We start from the raw sequence: 15338 nt of genomic DNA, 5'->3' as shown, positions 1-15338 counted from the left end.
TTTCGATCCATCGGTTGACAAATTCAACGTTTGACTTTTCTAGTGCCATCCGGCACGCTTCGGGAACAGGATTCTATGGTTTTTGGCTCATTCGGGCAGCGTCTGCGGCAAAGGTTACGCCAGACTGAATCATCCACAGTGGTCATTGAGGACTCAATTTGGTTACGAGTGCTGGTTCAGGCTTTGGTGATTGTGGGCATCGTCGCCACAGATGTGGCGGCTGAAACTCAAATGAGTGTTTGGGCAGTTCCCGCAGGAATTGCCGCTGCGGTTTGGAGTTGGTACCGTCGTCGCCATCGCAATACTTGGGTTAAGTTTTTGCTGGCGATTGGGATGCTGGTGGCTTTGTTTGCTTTCTTTGCTGACTTGTTTCAGCAGCAAAATGATACGCGGTTGGTGCTGGCACAATTGCTGATTCAAGTGCAGGTACTTCATAGTTTTGACTTACCCCGCCGTCAGGATTTAGGCTATTCGATGGTGATTGGCTTGATTTTGCTGGGGGTGGCGGGGACTTTGAGTCAGACTTTGGCTTTTGCGCCGTTGTTGCTGGTATTTTTGGCGATCGCCCTACCGACTTTAGTATTAGATTATCGATCGCGCCTTGGTTTGTCCCTGGGTATTCCCCTGACCAACGCACCGAAAACTGGAAAATCAGTGAAAACCCGCAATCTGCTCAAGTTGTTGAGCGCTGATTTATCTCCGAAACGTTTAGGGGCTTTTTTACTGGTGATTGTCAGTTTAGGGCTGGGGATTTTTGCGGTGTTACCTCGGTTTCCTAGTTATCAAATTCAAACATTTCCAGTTTCTTCAGGAATTGAACTGGATGGCAATTTCCAAAGCGGCAGTATTAGAAATCCGGGTTATGGGGAAAATGGAGCGACGGATGGCAGTGGCGGTAGTGATGGCACCGATAGATCCGGTGAGGTGGATGATACTTTTTATTATGGATTTAATACCCGGATTAACCAAAATTTGCGGGGTCAGATGAAACCCAAAGTTGTGATGCGGGTGCGATCGCAGTCTCCGGGTTTTTGGCGGGCTTTGGCGTTCGATCACTACACGGGTCAGGGCTGGGAAATTTCCCGGAATGAGCAAGTGGAAGAACTCAGCCGACCGGGTTGGACTTATCGCTTTTCTGTTTTCATCCCCAGAAGAAACCGGGCGAAGTTGGAATCGGTGGTGCAAACTTATGTGATTTTGGCAGACCTGCCGAATATTATTCCGGCAATGGCAGATCCCACGGAGATTTATTTTCCCACCCCCACAATCGAATTAGATACAGAAGGTAGTTTGCGTGCTCCAGTAAATTTAGCCGATGGATTGACTTACTCGGTGGTTTCCGAGGTCCCCTATCGCGATCGCACCGCCTTAAATTCGGCCTCGACCAATTATCCCAAATCAATTCCACCATATTATTTGCAAGTACCGCCGGAAATTCTGCCGGAGATTCGTCAATTTACCGAAGAAATTCTGGAAAAACGCCGCCAAGAACTAAAAGCTAATGCCCAAAGAGCGGGCAGTGACCCATCTCAGGCGGCTAATTTAGATTCTGTTTATGAAAAAACTCTTTATTTAGCCCAATATCTGAAGCAAAGATATGCACCTCCATCTAATCAACCAGACCTGCCGTTTTTATTGCCAGACCAAGATTTAGTCAAAGCCTTTTTATTTGATTGGAAATGGGGCTATCCCGACCACTACTCTACGGTCTTAACGGTGATGCTGCGTTCTATTGGCATTCCCGCACGATTAGTGGCTGGGTTTGGTCAAGGTCAATTTAATCCGTTTACGGGATATTACGTTGTTCGCAATACCGATGCTTATGCTATGACCGAGGTGTATTTTCCCGGTTATGGTTGGTTTGCCTTCGATCCCATTCCAGGCCATGATTTAATTCCCCCGTCGGTGGAGGAAAACCAAACTTTTGGCGTCTTGCGCCAGTTTTGGCAATGGGTGGCCGGTTGGTTGCCATCCCCGGTTACAGGGGTGTTGCAATATCTGTTTCGGGCGATCGCCACGATCGTCTTTACCACTTTTGGCTGGTTATTTGGATTACTGGCAAAAGGTTGGATCGGTTTTTTTGCCTTTTTGCTGGCCATCACTGGTTTAGGATTCTTACTGTGGCTGAGTTGGACTGGTTGGCAAAATTGGCGTAAGCAGAGATTTTTAGGGAAATTGCCCCCAATTGTCCGGTTATATCAACAAATGCTCGACTGGTTAGCGGTCAAAGGTTATCGTAAATCATCGGTTCAGACCCCGTTTGAATATGCCCAGATGCTACGAGAGCACTTTAACCAAGAGGATGCAGCAGCGATCGCTCGAATTTCTACGGCTTATGTATCTTATCGCTATGGTGGGGTTACAGCCAATTACGAGGATTTACTTCGCTATTTTCAAGGGTTGAAAGCCCGAAACGCGCAGAAACTTGGTTAACTGATGACATAAAATTGGCCGATCCCTTTAGGAACGGACAAACAAGTTGGAAAATAGCAGTAGGGGCGAACAGCCGTTCGCCCCTACAACATATACTTGACACCACTTTACCGTGACTCAAAAAAAATATCACGCTCAAATCTACGTCACTCTTAGACCTTCAGTATTGGATCCGGCGGGAACCGCTGTGGAGTCGGGACTGAAGAATATGGGATACCATAATGTCGAAGGTGTCCGAATTGGTAAATATATTCAGTTGACGATTACCTCTGCTACGGAGGAAGCCGCGAGAAAACAACTGGATATCGTCTGCGATCAACTTTTGGCCAACCCAGTGATTGAAAATTATTGCGTTGAGTTGACCGAAATTGGTCTGCTAGAGGAGGCAACAGCATGAAATTTGGCGTGCTGGTTTTTCCCGGATCCAACTGCGATCGCGATGTGGTCTGGGTGACAGAAGGTTTACTGAAGCAACCCACCCGCTTAGTTTGGCATCAGGATCAGGATATTGCCGATATTGATGTGGTAGTGGTTCCGGGGGGTTTCAGTTATGGGGATTATTTGCGTTGTGGCGCGATCGCCCGTTTTTCTCCCGTAATGAACGAAGTGGTTAAACACGCGGAACAAGGGAAATGGGTCATTGGCATTTGTAATGGCTTCCAAGTCTTAACGGAAGTGGGACTGCTACCCGGTGCCCTGACCCGCAATCGAGATTTACATTTTATCTGCGATCGCGCTCCCTTAAAAGTCGAACGCACTAACCTACCTTGGACTTCTGGCTATTCTCCCGGTGAAATTATTACCTTGCCCATTGCCCACGGAGAGGGGTGCTACTATGCCGATGCTGATACCCTAAAACAACTCGAAGACAATCAACAAGTTTTATTCCGGTATTGTACGGCTAACGGTGAAATTAATTCCGAGGGAAATCCCAACGGTTCCTTAAATAATATTGCCGGAATTTGTAACCAAAAAGGCAATGTTGTGGGGATGATGCCCCACCCAGAAAGAGCCGCCGATCGAGCGATCTTGCATCCGCAACGCTTCGCGAACGGTGGCACTGATGGCCTCAAATTATTTCAGGGCATATTAGCCGCTGCTACGGCTGCGGTTGCTTAAACACAGAAACCCGGTTTCGCCGATGTCACCTTCAAGAAACCCGGTTTCTTGAAGAAACCGGGTTTCTCCGACTTTTCACTTATTTATCAGGAGTTTATTGTGAGTGAATCAATTATTCAATTAGTCGATACATTGCCCAGCAATAACCTGACCGTAAAAGTTCTCAACGCTTTAGATTATGTGATTCCGGGTAAATGGCAGAATGTTGTCGGTTTTGACAACACTATTAAAGCTGTCACCGGGGTCAGTGATGCGAATAAAATTATGCAAATTCGCAATCGGGCAATTGAACTTTATAATGATAAATCAAAAGGCTATCAACAAGCGATTTGGCTTTACCAAACCGTTGATGGTGCAGACAAAGCAATGGGCGCAGCGGCAATGGCCAATAAGGTTGGGGAGAAAATTGGCTTTCTCTCTTTTTTAAATAAATTAACCCCAAAAGCTGACACCATACAATCCGTTGATTTATGTCTAAAAATTGTGGTAGAACTACTCGCTTATGCCAAAATAAATGGTTTACCCAGTATTAATCCCAAAACATTTGCCACGGAAATTAATCAGCATTATACCGATGCAGCTTTGATGCGAATGGCCGCTTTAGTTTGTATTGATGGCCTCGTTCCTCTTGGCCCAAATTTTCTGCAAAAAGTGCAGAATACCTTGAGCAGTGAGGGTCAAAGTGCTTTCACCAGCAATCCAGTTTTTAGTTCCGTCAGCAGTTTGATTCCTGGAGAGGATAAATTAGGCTTTATTTCTAACAGTTTTGGAGCCGTTAGTGGCTGGATGACTAATTTAGTGGGATCCGCTGGTTTAACCCCGCAAAATGTTTTTTCTCATCTGGAAGGTTTTATTGAATTTTCCGATGATAAATTGGATTTTGTCGCCGCTTTTCTCGATCAAGCGACGAATTATTATGAGCATACGGGAATTCAAACCGTTGCCCGTGCATTGATTCGCGAAGCAGCGAAAGGCATTTAGGATTTTTTTCGGCAAAGAAACCCGGTTTCTTCTTGAAACCGGGTTTCTTTATGTTGCGGCACAGAAACCGGGTAAATTCGGCGAAACCCGGTTTCTTGTTCATTAACCCCGCATTTTTTCTGACCAAACACGAGTGGGCAGTCCCCAAACATAAATAAAGCCTTCAGCCGCTTTATGATCGAATTGATCTTCAGCGCCATAAGTTGCCAAATCCATGCTGTAGAGAGAGTTGGCCGATTTACGACCGACGATGGTGGCACTGCCTTTAAAGAGTTTGACTCGTACTGTACCAGAAACTCGCTCTTGAGTATTTTGGATGAAAGCATCTAAGGCCAATTTCAGCGGGCTATACCACAGACCGTTATAAATTAGATGGCCATAAGTTTCTTCGATGCCACGTTTGTAGTGAGCCACATCTTTGGTTAAGCAAAGACTTTCTAGATCCCGGTGGGCTTGAATTAAGACCAGTAAGCCCGGGGCTTCATAGATTTCCCGCGATTTGATCCCTACTAGGCGGTTTTCCACCATGTCAATGCGACCAATACCATGTTGACCGACGATTTCATTCAGTTGGACGATCAGGCTGACGGGATCGAGGGTTTGGCCGTTGAGACTGGTGGGAATTCCTTGTTCAAAGCCAATTTCTACATAGTCTGGCTGGTCGGGGGTGTCTGCGATCGCCTTAGTCAGGGCATAGATTTCTTCCAGGGGTTCATTCCAGGGATCTTCTAACGGCCCTGCTTCAATACTGCGTCCTAAAATATTGCGGTCAATACTGTAAGGGGAAGACTTTTTCACGGGAGAGGGAATGCCAAACTTTTCCCCATAAGCGATGGTTTCTTCCCGACTCATCCCCCATTCTCTGGCTGGGGCTAAGACTTTGATATTGGGGTTGAGGGCAGCGATCGCCACATCAAACCTTACTTGGTCATTGCCTTTGCCGGTGCAACCGTGGGCCACCGCATCGGCCCCATATTTTTCCGCCACCTCGACCAACATTTTAGCAATCAGCGGTCTGGCTAAAGCGGTGGATAGAGGATAGCGATTTTCATACAAGGCATTTGCTTGAATCGCCGCGAAAGCATAATCTTTGACAAATACTTCCTTGCCATCCATCACCAAAGATTCACTGGCGCCATATTTGAGGGCTTTTTCCTGAATCGGTTTGAGTTCGTCTCCCTGACCGAGATCCGCCGCCAGGGTAATCACTTCTTCAACGCCCCATTCTTTTTTCAGGTAAGGAATACAGACGGTGGTATCGACTCCGCCCGAATACGCTAATACAACTTTAGTAGCGCGACCCATTATGTTTTCACTCCTACAAGAAACAAATTTTTATTATCAACCCATTTTTACCAAAGCAGTGTCAAGATTTCTCTAGATTTATATCTTCTTAAGAATTCCTCAGCCAAAAGCCTGGTTTAAGGTTAGGAGTGAGAATTATTGTGGACTCAGTATCGTAGGCGATCGCTCCCCTGTTCGCTTTCTACACGCGATCGCTGCTAAAATTTCCCTAAGATTTAACAAAATTCAATTTCCCCAAATGTTATGAAAACATTACATTGTCAAGCGCAAACCTTAAACAACAACCTCAAACAAAAAGCGGGCTAATTCATTGACCAATGTCCTGAAAATTTCACCATCAACCTTTTGAACCTGATATAAATCAGGCAAAATTTACTTGATGCCCATGAAATTAGCCTATAATCTTGCGTCAGAAAAACGAAAATATATCGACATAACCTAAGCTGGAAACAATTTTTTAAAAATTACTATAATTTTTTGAAAAAAATTTAATCATAATGAAAAAAACAATCGTCGGCATTATGGGACCGAGCCTCGGTGCCACTGAAATTAATCTAAAAAATGCTTATAAACTCGGAAAATTGATTGCCGAAAACGGCTGGGTATTACTTACAGGAGGCAGGAAATCCGGCGTGATGGATGCGGCCAGTCTGGGGGCAAAATCGGCCAATGGCCTGACTATTGGGATTCTCCCGGAAGCGGATACGCAAAATATTTCTGATGGGGTAGATATTGCCATTGTCACCGGCATGGGTAGCGCCCGCAATAGTATTAATGTGCTTTCGTCTGATGTGGTGATTGCTTGTGGCATTGGAGCGGTAACCGTATCAGAAATTGCCCTAGCAATTAAAGCGAATAAGCCAGTAATTTTGTTAAATAATGAACCAGAAAGTCAAGTTTTTTTGCAATATTTATCCCCGAAAAATGTTATGATTGTTACGACCCCTGAAGAGGCGATCGAGCAAGTTTGGCAACTGCTGAACAAAAAACCAACAACAATCAACCATCAACCATCAACAATCAACCAATAACGTATAAAGCGCCTGAGTTGCCTCAGACGCTTTATATCAAATCAAAACAATGCCTAGGTGATTAAAATTAACCCTTCAAGGCTTCAGCACCGCCAACCACTTCCAGAAGTTCCTGGGTAATAGCGGCTTGTCGGGCTTTGTTGTAACTCAGGGTCAAGGTACTGATTAATTGGCTGGCATTTTCACTGGCGTTGTTCATCGCCGTCATCCGGGCTGCCAATTCACTAGCGGCAGCCTCTTGTAATGCTCGCAGCAGTTGATTATTCAAATACAATGGCAACAAGGCATTGAGAATTTGGGCAGGATCTTGTTCAAAGATCATGTCCCGTGGGAAGCTGCGAACTGGGGGAGTGAATTTTTCCCGTTCCACTTGGAATTGTCCGCCTCTGGTGGTTAAACGGAACATTTCATCGTCCGCCACTTCTAACCCTTGAGGATCCAAAGGTAACAAAGTTTGGACTACGGGACGAGAACTAATCAAAGAGACAAACTTGGTATAGACTAATTCCACCCGATCCACGCTTTCCGAGAGGAACAAAGACAGAAGTTCATCGGCAATTTGAGAAGCTTCTGTGGCTGTGGGAATTTGTTCTAAACCCGTATAGTTAGCATCAATCGGTTGATTGCGGCGTTGGAAATATTGGGTGGCTTTGCGACCGACGAGGACGAACTTATAGTCAAGACCTTCGGCTTTCAGTTCTTTTGCCCGAGCTTCAGCGCGTTTGATCAGGTTACTGTTGTAACCGCCACATAAACCGCGATCGCCCGTAACCACTAACAGACCAACGGTGCGAACTTCCCGCTTTTGCAGCAAAGGCAGATCCACATCTTCAAACTTCAGACGGGACTGGAGACCATAGAGCACCTGAGCCAATTCATCAGCAAAAGGGCGAGTCGCGGTCACTTGTTGTTGTGCCCGACGCACCTTAGCTGCTGCCACCAAGCGCATGGCCTCGGTAATTTTTTTAGTATTTTTAACGGACTGAATGCGATCGCGAATCGCTTTGAGATTTGCCATAATTTTTCCCCAGAATTGCGGAATTGCGAAAGGGTTGTAGGGGCAAAGCATTCGGGCAACAATTTCTGGAAAAAACCCCAAATTTAATATCCGAATGCTTTGCCCTTACAAAAATCAAAATTAAATTAGGGTTCTAGGGGCAAAGCATTCGGGCAACAATTTCTGGAAAAAACCCCAAATTTAATATCCGAATGCTTTGCCCTGTGGATTAGGGCAAAGCATTCGGGCAACAATTTCTGGAAAAAACCCCAAATTTAATATCCGAATGCTTTGCCCCTACAGTAAGGGCAAAGCATTCGGGCAAAAGCACATATAATCAGGAATTAATTGCCGAATGCTTTGCCCCTACAGCCCCTACTGAAGACCGGAACCATTGCTTACGCAGTGGCTAGAAAGGTTTGCTTATATTCTTTAATTCCTTCCTTGAGCAGATTTTCCGATGTTTCGTCTAATGCCTTAGACTTCTGAACGGTTTCGCAATATTGGGACTTATTATTCCGCAAATATTCCCGTAGACCTTGGGTAAATTCCACCACTTTATCGGCGGGAATTTCATCCAAATATCCATTGATCCCTGCATAAATCACTGCCACTTGTTCATTCAAAGGCAGGGGAGAATTTTGGGATTGCTTGAGAATTTGGCGCAAACGCTGACCACGAGCCAACTGATTTTGAGTTGCGGCATCCAAATCGGAGGCAAACTGAGCGAAAGCTTCCAACTCAGCAAACTGAGCTAGTTCCAGCTTAATTTTACCAGCCACTTTTTTCATGGCCTTGGTTTGAGCCGCAGAACCCACCCGAGACACAGAAATACCGGGGTTCACTGCGGGACGCTGACCGGAGTTAAACAAGTCAGAAGACAAGAAGATTTGACCATCGGTAATCGAAATCACGTTGGTGGGGATATAAGCGGAAACGTCACCGGCTTGAGTTTCAATAATAGGCAGGGCGGTCATGCTACCACCGCCTAAAGCATCACTCAGCTTGGCAGCGCGTTCCAGCAAGCGAGAGTGGAGATAGAACACATCCCCAGGATAGGCTTCACGACCGGGGGGACGACGTAGCAGCAAGGACATTTGACGATAGGCTTGAGCTTGCTTGGAGAGGTCATCGTAGATCACCAAGGTGGCTTTGCCTTTGTACATAAAGTATTCGGCCATTGCGGCGCCGGTGTAGGGAGCCAGGTATTGCAAGGTAGCGGGGTCACTGGCGTTAGCCGCAACCACGATGGTGTAGTCCATTGCGCCTTTTTCTTGCAGACTGTCGATCACCTGAGCCACGGTGGAGGCTTTTTGACCGATCGCCACATAGACACAGATCACATCTTCTGATTTTTGGTTAATGATCGTGTCAATGGCGATCGCGGTTTTCCCGGTTTGGCGGTCGCCAATAATCAGTTCCCGCTGTCCGCGTCCGATCGGAATCATGGAGTCAATAGCTGTAATCCCCGTTTGCATCGGTTCATACACAGACCGGCGTTCAATAATCCCTGGTGCCGGGGATTCAATCAAACGAGTTTCGGTGGTATTAATCTCACCTTTGCCATCAATGGGACGACCCAAGGCATCCACTACCCGACCAATCATGGCTTCACCGACTGGCACCTGGGCAATTTTACCCGTAGCCGTCACTGAGGAACCTTCTTGGATATCACGGCCATCGCCCATCAACACTGCACCCACGTTGTCTTCTTCCAGGTTCAGGGCGATGCCAACCGTGCCATCTTCAAATTCGACCAATTCCCCAGCCATCACCTGTTCTAGGCCATAGATCCGGGCAATTCCGTCTCCCACCTGTAATACTGTACCGACGTTAGAAACCTTAACGTCTTGATCATACTGTTCAATTTGCTGGCGAATAATATTGCTGATTTCGTCAGGTCTGATGCTGATCATATCTTTAACGACTTGTTTATTGATTATTGGCTGTGGACGTTTAACTGTTAATGAACTGACGATTTAACTCGCTTGAAGAGAAGCCCCCGCGCCCAAGGCGATCGCCCATACCGTAGAAGTCTTGATCGGCATCCGGTCGGTTAGGCTTGCTGGCGGGGGTTGACTGTTTTTAAATCACAGTCAACCGCAAACGATTTTTGATCGTCAAATAGTTCTAGATCTTACTGTTCAAACGCATCCCAATTCGCCGCAGTTGTCCCCGCAGACTGGCATCAATCACTTGAGAGCCGACTTTAATAATCACACCCCCAATTAATTCACTGTCCAGTTTGAGTTCTAGTTCTACCTGATTGGCGTTGGCGATCGCTTTGACTCGTTCTTTCACCGCCTGCTGTTGGGCTTCGTTTAGTTCTACCGCACTGGTGACTTCAGCGAGTACCGTTTGATTCAGCTTACGCAGAATTGCCAGATATTGTTGGCAAATTCCTTCTAAAAATAGGATGCGTCTGCGATCAACGAGCAGTTTCAAAAAGTTAACGGTGTAGGGATGAATTTTATCGCCTACAATCTGATTAACCACCGATTTCTTGACCTCTGGTTTCACCAAAGGATTGGCCAAAAGATCCTTTAAATCGGCGGACTCTTGCAGTAAACTCAGCAAAGAACGCACATTTTCGCCGATTTCTTCGGTGATATTGTGGGTTTGCGCCACAGACATTAAGGCTTGTGCATATGGTTCGAGAACTTGTGCTTGTACAACGCTCATCAACCACCTCCGAGCAGTGCAATACTGCGATCAATTAACTTGTGCTGTTTGCCTTCGTCTAGCTGAGTTTTCAATTGGGTTTCCACGTTTTGTAAAGCCATTGCGGTCACTCGTTGACGCAATTCAGCGATCGCTCTTTCTTGAGCAGCAGTGAGATCCTGAACCGCTTCCGCTTGCAACCGCTCAATATCTTTTTGAGCCTGAGCTAAAATAACTTCTTTAGCTGCTTTAGCTTTTGTTTCAGCTTCAGCGCGGATCCTATTCGCTTCAGCTTGCGCCTCTCCAAGGAGCTGCTGTTTTTCTGCCAAAGCGGCAGCCGCATCTTTTTGGCGTTTTTCCGCTTCAGCGATCGTTGAGGCGATCGTTTCCCGCCGTTCAGCCAGGATTTTTCCCAACACGCCACGGCCAAAGTAAACCAATACACCTATAACAATGATCAGGTTAACAACGTTGGTTTCAAATATGTCTAAATTTAGACCGAAACCGCCTTTTGAAGCTGCCTCCGCATGGGCCAGCAACCAAAAATTACCCATGATAGTCTATTGATTACTCCCTTAATTAGTGCGGTTCTCAGTTTTTATAAGTTAATATCGAGAAAGTTGTCATAATTATGAGTCCCTTTCTCAACCCTAACTATTGACCAACTCAGAACCTAAGAGTCTTTCTAGAATCTGGCGGCTCAAAGCATCGACTTGTTGCTCTAAAGAAGCCAATGCTTCTTGTTTTTGCTGGTTGATTTCTTTTTGAGCCTGTTCCCGTTGGTTTTGGGCTGCTTGCATAGCAGCGGCTATTTCACTCGCTGCCATTTTTTGGGCATCTGCTTGGGCTTGGGCAATAATTTGTTGAGCCTGCTTACGGCTACTAGCAAGCTCTTGCTCATATTGTTTAGCGAGTTGTTCAGCTTTGGCCAAGCGTTCTTTCGCCTCTTGTTTGTTAGAGCGGATATATTCGTCTCGCTCATCAATTGCTTGAGTAAGGGGCTTGTAAAAGATTGCGTTTAAGATAGCCGCCAGAATCAGAAATTGTAATGCCATGAAAGGCAAGGTGGCGTTAAAATCAAACAGCCCACCTTCCGCAGCCTCTTCTACGGCTAGTAGGATTGTCCAGTGCGTCATATCAAATCGGCACCAAGGGTGCTATTGGGTTGAGCTTATTATTGACAAAACAGAAAAAATCCTTGTATGTAGAGACGTTACCGTTGCTGAGTAACTGGTACACAGGGTGATGGCTCTGCTCACGTGGTGGCATTCGTTGCCTCTTGGTGACAGGATCCGTCTCACGATTGCTTAGGGGCGTAACGTCTCTACCTACAAGAAGGGCTATATTTTACGCAAAGGGGTTAGCAAACAGTAGCACCAGTGCTACCACCAAGCCGTAAATCGTCAGTGCTTCCATGAAAGCCAAGCTCAACAGCAGGGTGCCACGAATTTTTCCTTCAGCTTCTGGCTGACGAGCAATGCCTTCCACAGCTTGTCCTGCGGCATTACCTTGACCTAGACCAGGACCGATCGCAGCCAAACCAACAGCCAGAGCAGCAGCGATAACGGAAGCAGCAGCAGTTAATGAATCCATGACTTTTCCTTAGTAGAGTACAAGTTAAACGACACAACGAAATTTATTTAAAGGGGCAAAATTTGCTTTGCCCAGGGCGATAAACATTGCGGGCGCAAGCGTTGCGCCCCTACAGCGTTTGCACCGGAGTCGGTGAGTAAACATTTAGACAAGACTGATTTGGTCTGTCCAATAATTACTCGTGATGCTCTTCGCCATGACCTTCAATCGCCTCTCCGATGTAAGCCCCGGCCAGGGTGGCAAAAATTAATGCCTGAATTGCACTGGTGAATAACCCTAAAATCATCACCGGCAGGGGGATGAATAAGGGAACCAGCAGAATAAACACTGCCACCACCAATTCATCGGCTAGAATGTTACCAAATAGACGGAAACTCAGCGAGAGGGGTTTGGTAAAATCTTCTAGGATGTTAATTGGCAGAAGAATCGGCGTAGGCTGAATATACTTCGAGAAGTATCCCAAACCACGTTTCTTCAGTCCAGCGTAGAAATACGCCAAGGACGTCAGCAGAGCCAATGCTACGGTGGTATTGATGTCACTGGTGGGAGCCGCTAATTCTCCGGATGGCAAGTGGATTAGTTTCCAGGGAACTAATGCACCTGACCAGTTAGAAATAAAAATGAACAGAAACAAAGTGCCGACAAAAGGCACCCACGGACGATACTCTTTTTCGCCGATTTGGGTTTTGGTCAGATCCCGGATAAAGTCCAGGGCATATTCCATCACGTTCTGGATGCCGCTCGGTACTCGTTGGATATTCCGAGTGGCGGCGAAGGATGCAACTATCAGTACAGCAATTACGAACCAGGAGGTCATTAATACCTGCCCGTGTAACTTTAAATTGCCTAACTGCCAGTAAAAGTGTTGGCCTACTTCTAATTCGGCGAGTGGAACAAGGTTAAATGTGTTTAACACCTCGATCATGTCCATTCAGGGATTTTCCCCGGAGGGAGTTGAGGTTTTCAATAGGTTTCTGACTTACTTAGATTCAGGCAGAAGGGTCGTTCGCAATACATAGACGATGATCGCAGCTTTATAAGTCAGAAATCCCAAAAATATGGGAATTATCTGTAGCTGATTCAATTGGGTGGCCAGTATCATCAAGCCAACAAACAGCCCTAGCCTGCCAGAGATTAATGGCGGAGCGGAACCGTTTATTTTCCCAACGTCTCTTGCCAACATTCTCAAGTAAACCACACCTGCGATCGCGCCGAGCAAATAATTCAATGCCATGTTTAGGGAGTAACCCCACCAAGTTGACATGAATATGATGGCCGTCATTGCTAGGGTGACTAATAACAACTGGTTTTGCAGGTCGTAATAGTCTTGCATTGCGGCATTTGGCTGGTTGTCCGCAGCCTCACTGGTGGTGAGTTGTTCTGCGGCAGCAAGGGTTGGTTCAGGAGAGTTATCAGGCAAATTCACAAGCTAAAATAAATTTTGACCAGATCGTTGACTGGTATGGAACAGACCACAAAAGATAATATCATGCCGTGCTGACAATGCTAAAAAAAAATTAAATAGGTATTTTTCTATATCGATAAAATGTAAATTTTTCACTTTTTTCTTGCTTTAATTAAAAAAATTGTCTTAGTTATTAGTAAAATTTTTTATTGATATTTAATTTGCATTAAAAAAGTAAAAAAAAGATTTACTCTGCTCCAGATTTAGCTAAAATCCGCCAAGAAGTAAGTATTCCTTGACATTTTCTCCTGATTTATCAAAAAATCGCCCATGAAGTTGTTTAGCGGCGGGAAATTATCGAGGGTATGGGATCTATCGGCGTGGGTCGCCAAACAGCAGCGATCGCCCCTACCCCAGAAACCCAAAACATGGGTTATAGTTTGGCGATCGAATAATTAATTATTACGTATCTGTCACAGAATATTGGCAGCATAAATATTGCAGCAAAATTATATGCAACAAATATCGTTCTAGCTTTTTGACAACTCCCCTGCCTAAAGGCGAGGGGATTCTCGCGTCATAGGGAGAGTCTAGAAGGAGTATAAACTCCAACCCCGACCTCTTTACCCTCGACGAGCGTTGGTACGACCTGCCCGACCGCACTTAATCCTCTTTGTTTGACCAGAATTGCGGCGGCCACATCTCTATCGGTGGTGTAGCCGCAATTATGGCAATAATGGACTCGTTGAGACAATTTCTTCCTACCACAGTTCACACCGCAATTAGGACAAATTTGAATCGTCCCATTCGCATCCACCTTGGCAAAATACACCCCTCTTTTCCCACAAACATGACTGAACTGAGGATTGTCAGAAACGAACCCCAGGACGCATCCAGACAAGCTTTTCTTAAAGCTGACCGCCCTAACGCCAAGAGGTTTAAATCCTCAGCAAAAATCATGCCTACACCATCGCAGAGATGATGGGCAGTTTTGAAAAAGAAATCCTTGCGGCAATTGTGTATTTTTTTGTGGAGTAGTCCAATTTGGCGTTTAACTCTCAACCACCGTCGCGAACCTTTTTTTTGATTTTTCAATCTCCGTTGCAGCAATTTCAGCTTGCCTTCAGATGCTTTGAAAAATTTGTGTCCTTTGATGAATTCGTTTTCGCTGGTGGCGAGAAAGTGATTTCGTCCTAAATCTATCCCAATAGCATAACCATGAGGCATAACATCGGGAACGTCAACATCGCACTGGATAGTGACGGTGAGGTAATAGCCACTGGCTTTCTTGATAACTCGAATCTGCTTGCAGATAAACCCGTCGGGAATATCTCTCGATTTGCGAAATGCGACCTTACCAATCTTAGGAAGGTCTATCGTGTTTCCTTCGATAGCGTTGGGTTTAACTTGGGGAAATACGAACGACCGCATCCGCTTTTTGAAACGGGGAAACCCAAATCCTCTCTCCCACATATTCACAAAAGCAGTTTCCAATTGTTTGATGGTTTGCTGCAATACTTGAGCTTGGGGGATTTTGAGATTCTGGTTTGAGAGTTTAGCCTGAGTTAGAGATTTACACTGACTGGCATAAGTTGGCCGTTTCGCTTCTGGAGAGATGATATATTCTGACTGAATCGAACATCGGTCGATCGGACACTTTCTACTGTTCACCCAGTCTTTCCTTTCCTTCAGCGCATAGTTATAAACCGAACGACAAACATCTAGCCACTCATCAATAGTGGTGGCTTGCCCCCAAGTCGGTATTAACTTTTACTGATAGGAAAGTAAGAGCATTCTAGGGCGTGTCATCAAT

General features: G+C 45.7%; 14 protein-coding genes and 1 pseudogene. 5 read left to right on the top strand and 10 right to left on the bottom strand.

The features are described 5' to 3' along the window. The first annotated feature begins 75 nt into the window (after window positions 1-75). From AM228_RS21835 to AM228_RS21820, 4 genes are all read left to right on the top strand, one after another. Entirely contained in the window at window positions 76-2433 is a 2358-nt protein-coding gene (locus AM228_RS21835) for a DUF3488 and DUF4129 domain-containing transglutaminase family protein (RefSeq protein ID WP_054469060.1), read from the top strand. A 112-nt stretch (window positions 2434-2545) separates the two neighbouring features. Then, complete coding sequence (gene purS / locus AM228_RS21830) at window positions 2546-2830, top strand: phosphoribosylformylglycinamidine synthase subunit PurS (protein ID WP_054469059.1); 285 nt, start codon at window positions 2546-2548, stop codon at window positions 2828-2830. Beyond that, window positions 2827-3552 (top strand): phosphoribosylformylglycinamidine synthase subunit PurQ, encoded by a 726-nt coding sequence (gene purQ, locus AM228_RS21825; RefSeq protein ID WP_054469058.1) that lies wholly within the window; start codon window positions 2827-2829, stop codon window positions 3550-3552. Before purS ends, purQ begins: the two co-directional genes overlap by 4 nt. 99 nt (window positions 3553-3651) lie before the next feature. Beyond that, the gene (locus tag AM228_RS21820; protein WP_054469057.1) at window positions 3652-4533 is read left to right on the top strand and encodes a hypothetical protein; all 882 of its coding nucleotides are present in this window, start codon (window positions 3652-3654) and stop codon (window positions 4531-4533) included. A 102-nt stretch (window positions 4534-4635) separates the two neighbouring features. On the opposite strand, the gene AM228_RS21815 is transcribed toward AM228_RS21820, so the two are convergent. Further along, window positions 4636-5838 (bottom strand): argininosuccinate synthase, encoded by a 1203-nt coding sequence (locus tag AM228_RS21815; protein ID WP_054469056.1) that lies wholly within the window; start codon window positions 5836-5838, stop codon window positions 4636-4638. A 497-nt stretch (window positions 5839-6335) separates the two neighbouring features. On the opposite strand from AM228_RS21815, the gene AM228_RS21810 reads away from it, so the two are divergent. Then, on the top strand, window positions 6336-6869 hold the full coding sequence (locus AM228_RS21810) for a TIGR00725 family protein (protein ID WP_054469055.1): 534 nt from the start codon (window positions 6336-6338) through the stop codon (window positions 6867-6869). Between the two features lie 67 nt (window positions 6870-6936). On the opposite strand, the gene AM228_RS21805 is transcribed toward AM228_RS21810, so the two are convergent. From AM228_RS21805 to AM228_RS21765, 9 genes and pseudogenes are all read right to left on the bottom strand, one after another. Next, window positions 6937-7887 carry a F0F1 ATP synthase subunit gamma gene (locus tag AM228_RS21805; protein ID WP_054469091.1) on the bottom strand — a complete coding sequence of 317 codons (951 nt, stop codon included), beginning with the start codon at window positions 7885-7887 and terminating at the stop codon, window positions 6937-6939. Between the two features lie 377 nt (window positions 7888-8264). Continuing rightward, the gene (gene atpA, locus AM228_RS21800) at window positions 8265-9782 is read right to left on the bottom strand and encodes a F0F1 ATP synthase subunit alpha (RefSeq protein ID WP_054469054.1); all 1518 of its coding nucleotides are present in this window, start codon (window positions 9780-9782) and stop codon (window positions 8265-8267) included. 214 nt (window positions 9783-9996) lie between these two features. After that, a complete protein-coding gene (gene atpH / locus AM228_RS21795) occupies window positions 9997-10548 on the bottom strand; it encodes an ATP synthase F1 subunit delta (RefSeq protein WP_054469053.1) in 552 nt (183 codons plus the stop codon). Beyond that, a complete protein-coding gene (locus AM228_RS21790) occupies window positions 10548-11081 on the bottom strand; it encodes a F0F1 ATP synthase subunit B (protein WP_054469052.1) in 534 nt (177 codons plus the stop codon). Before AM228_RS21790 ends, atpH begins: the two co-directional genes overlap by 1 nt. A 96-nt stretch (window positions 11082-11177) precedes the next feature. Beyond that, a complete protein-coding gene (locus tag AM228_RS21785; protein WP_054469051.1) occupies window positions 11178-11663 on the bottom strand; it encodes a F0F1 ATP synthase subunit B' in 486 nt (161 codons plus the stop codon). Window positions 11664-11874: 211 nt separating this feature from the next. After that, window positions 11875-12120 carry an ATP synthase F0 subunit C gene (gene atpE / locus AM228_RS21780; RefSeq protein WP_054469050.1) on the bottom strand — a complete coding sequence of 82 codons (246 nt, stop codon included), beginning with the start codon at window positions 12118-12120 and terminating at the stop codon, window positions 11875-11877. Between the two features lie 175 nt (window positions 12121-12295). After that, window positions 12296-13051 carry a F0F1 ATP synthase subunit A gene (atpB, locus tag AM228_RS21775; RefSeq protein ID WP_190879133.1) on the bottom strand — a complete coding sequence of 252 codons (756 nt, stop codon included), beginning with the start codon at window positions 13049-13051 and terminating at the stop codon, window positions 12296-12298. 48 nt (window positions 13052-13099) lie between these two features. Then, window positions 13100-13546, bottom strand: coding sequence for an ATP synthase subunit I (locus AM228_RS21770; RefSeq protein ID WP_231636900.1), 447 nt, complete (start codon window positions 13544-13546; stop codon window positions 13100-13102). A gap of 556 nt (window positions 13547-14102) precedes the next feature. Beyond that, window positions 14103-15289: pseudogene (locus tag AM228_RS21765) on the bottom strand (RNA-guided endonuclease InsQ/TnpB family protein). Window positions 15290-15338 lie beyond the last annotated feature (49 nt).

The organism is Planktothricoides sp. SR001 (assembly GCF_001276715.1).
Taxonomy (GTDB): Bacteria; Cyanobacteriota; Cyanobacteriia; order Cyanobacteriales; family Laspinemataceae; genus Planktothricoides; species Planktothricoides raciborskii.
This window is presented reverse-complemented; position numbering and strand designations above follow the sequence as displayed.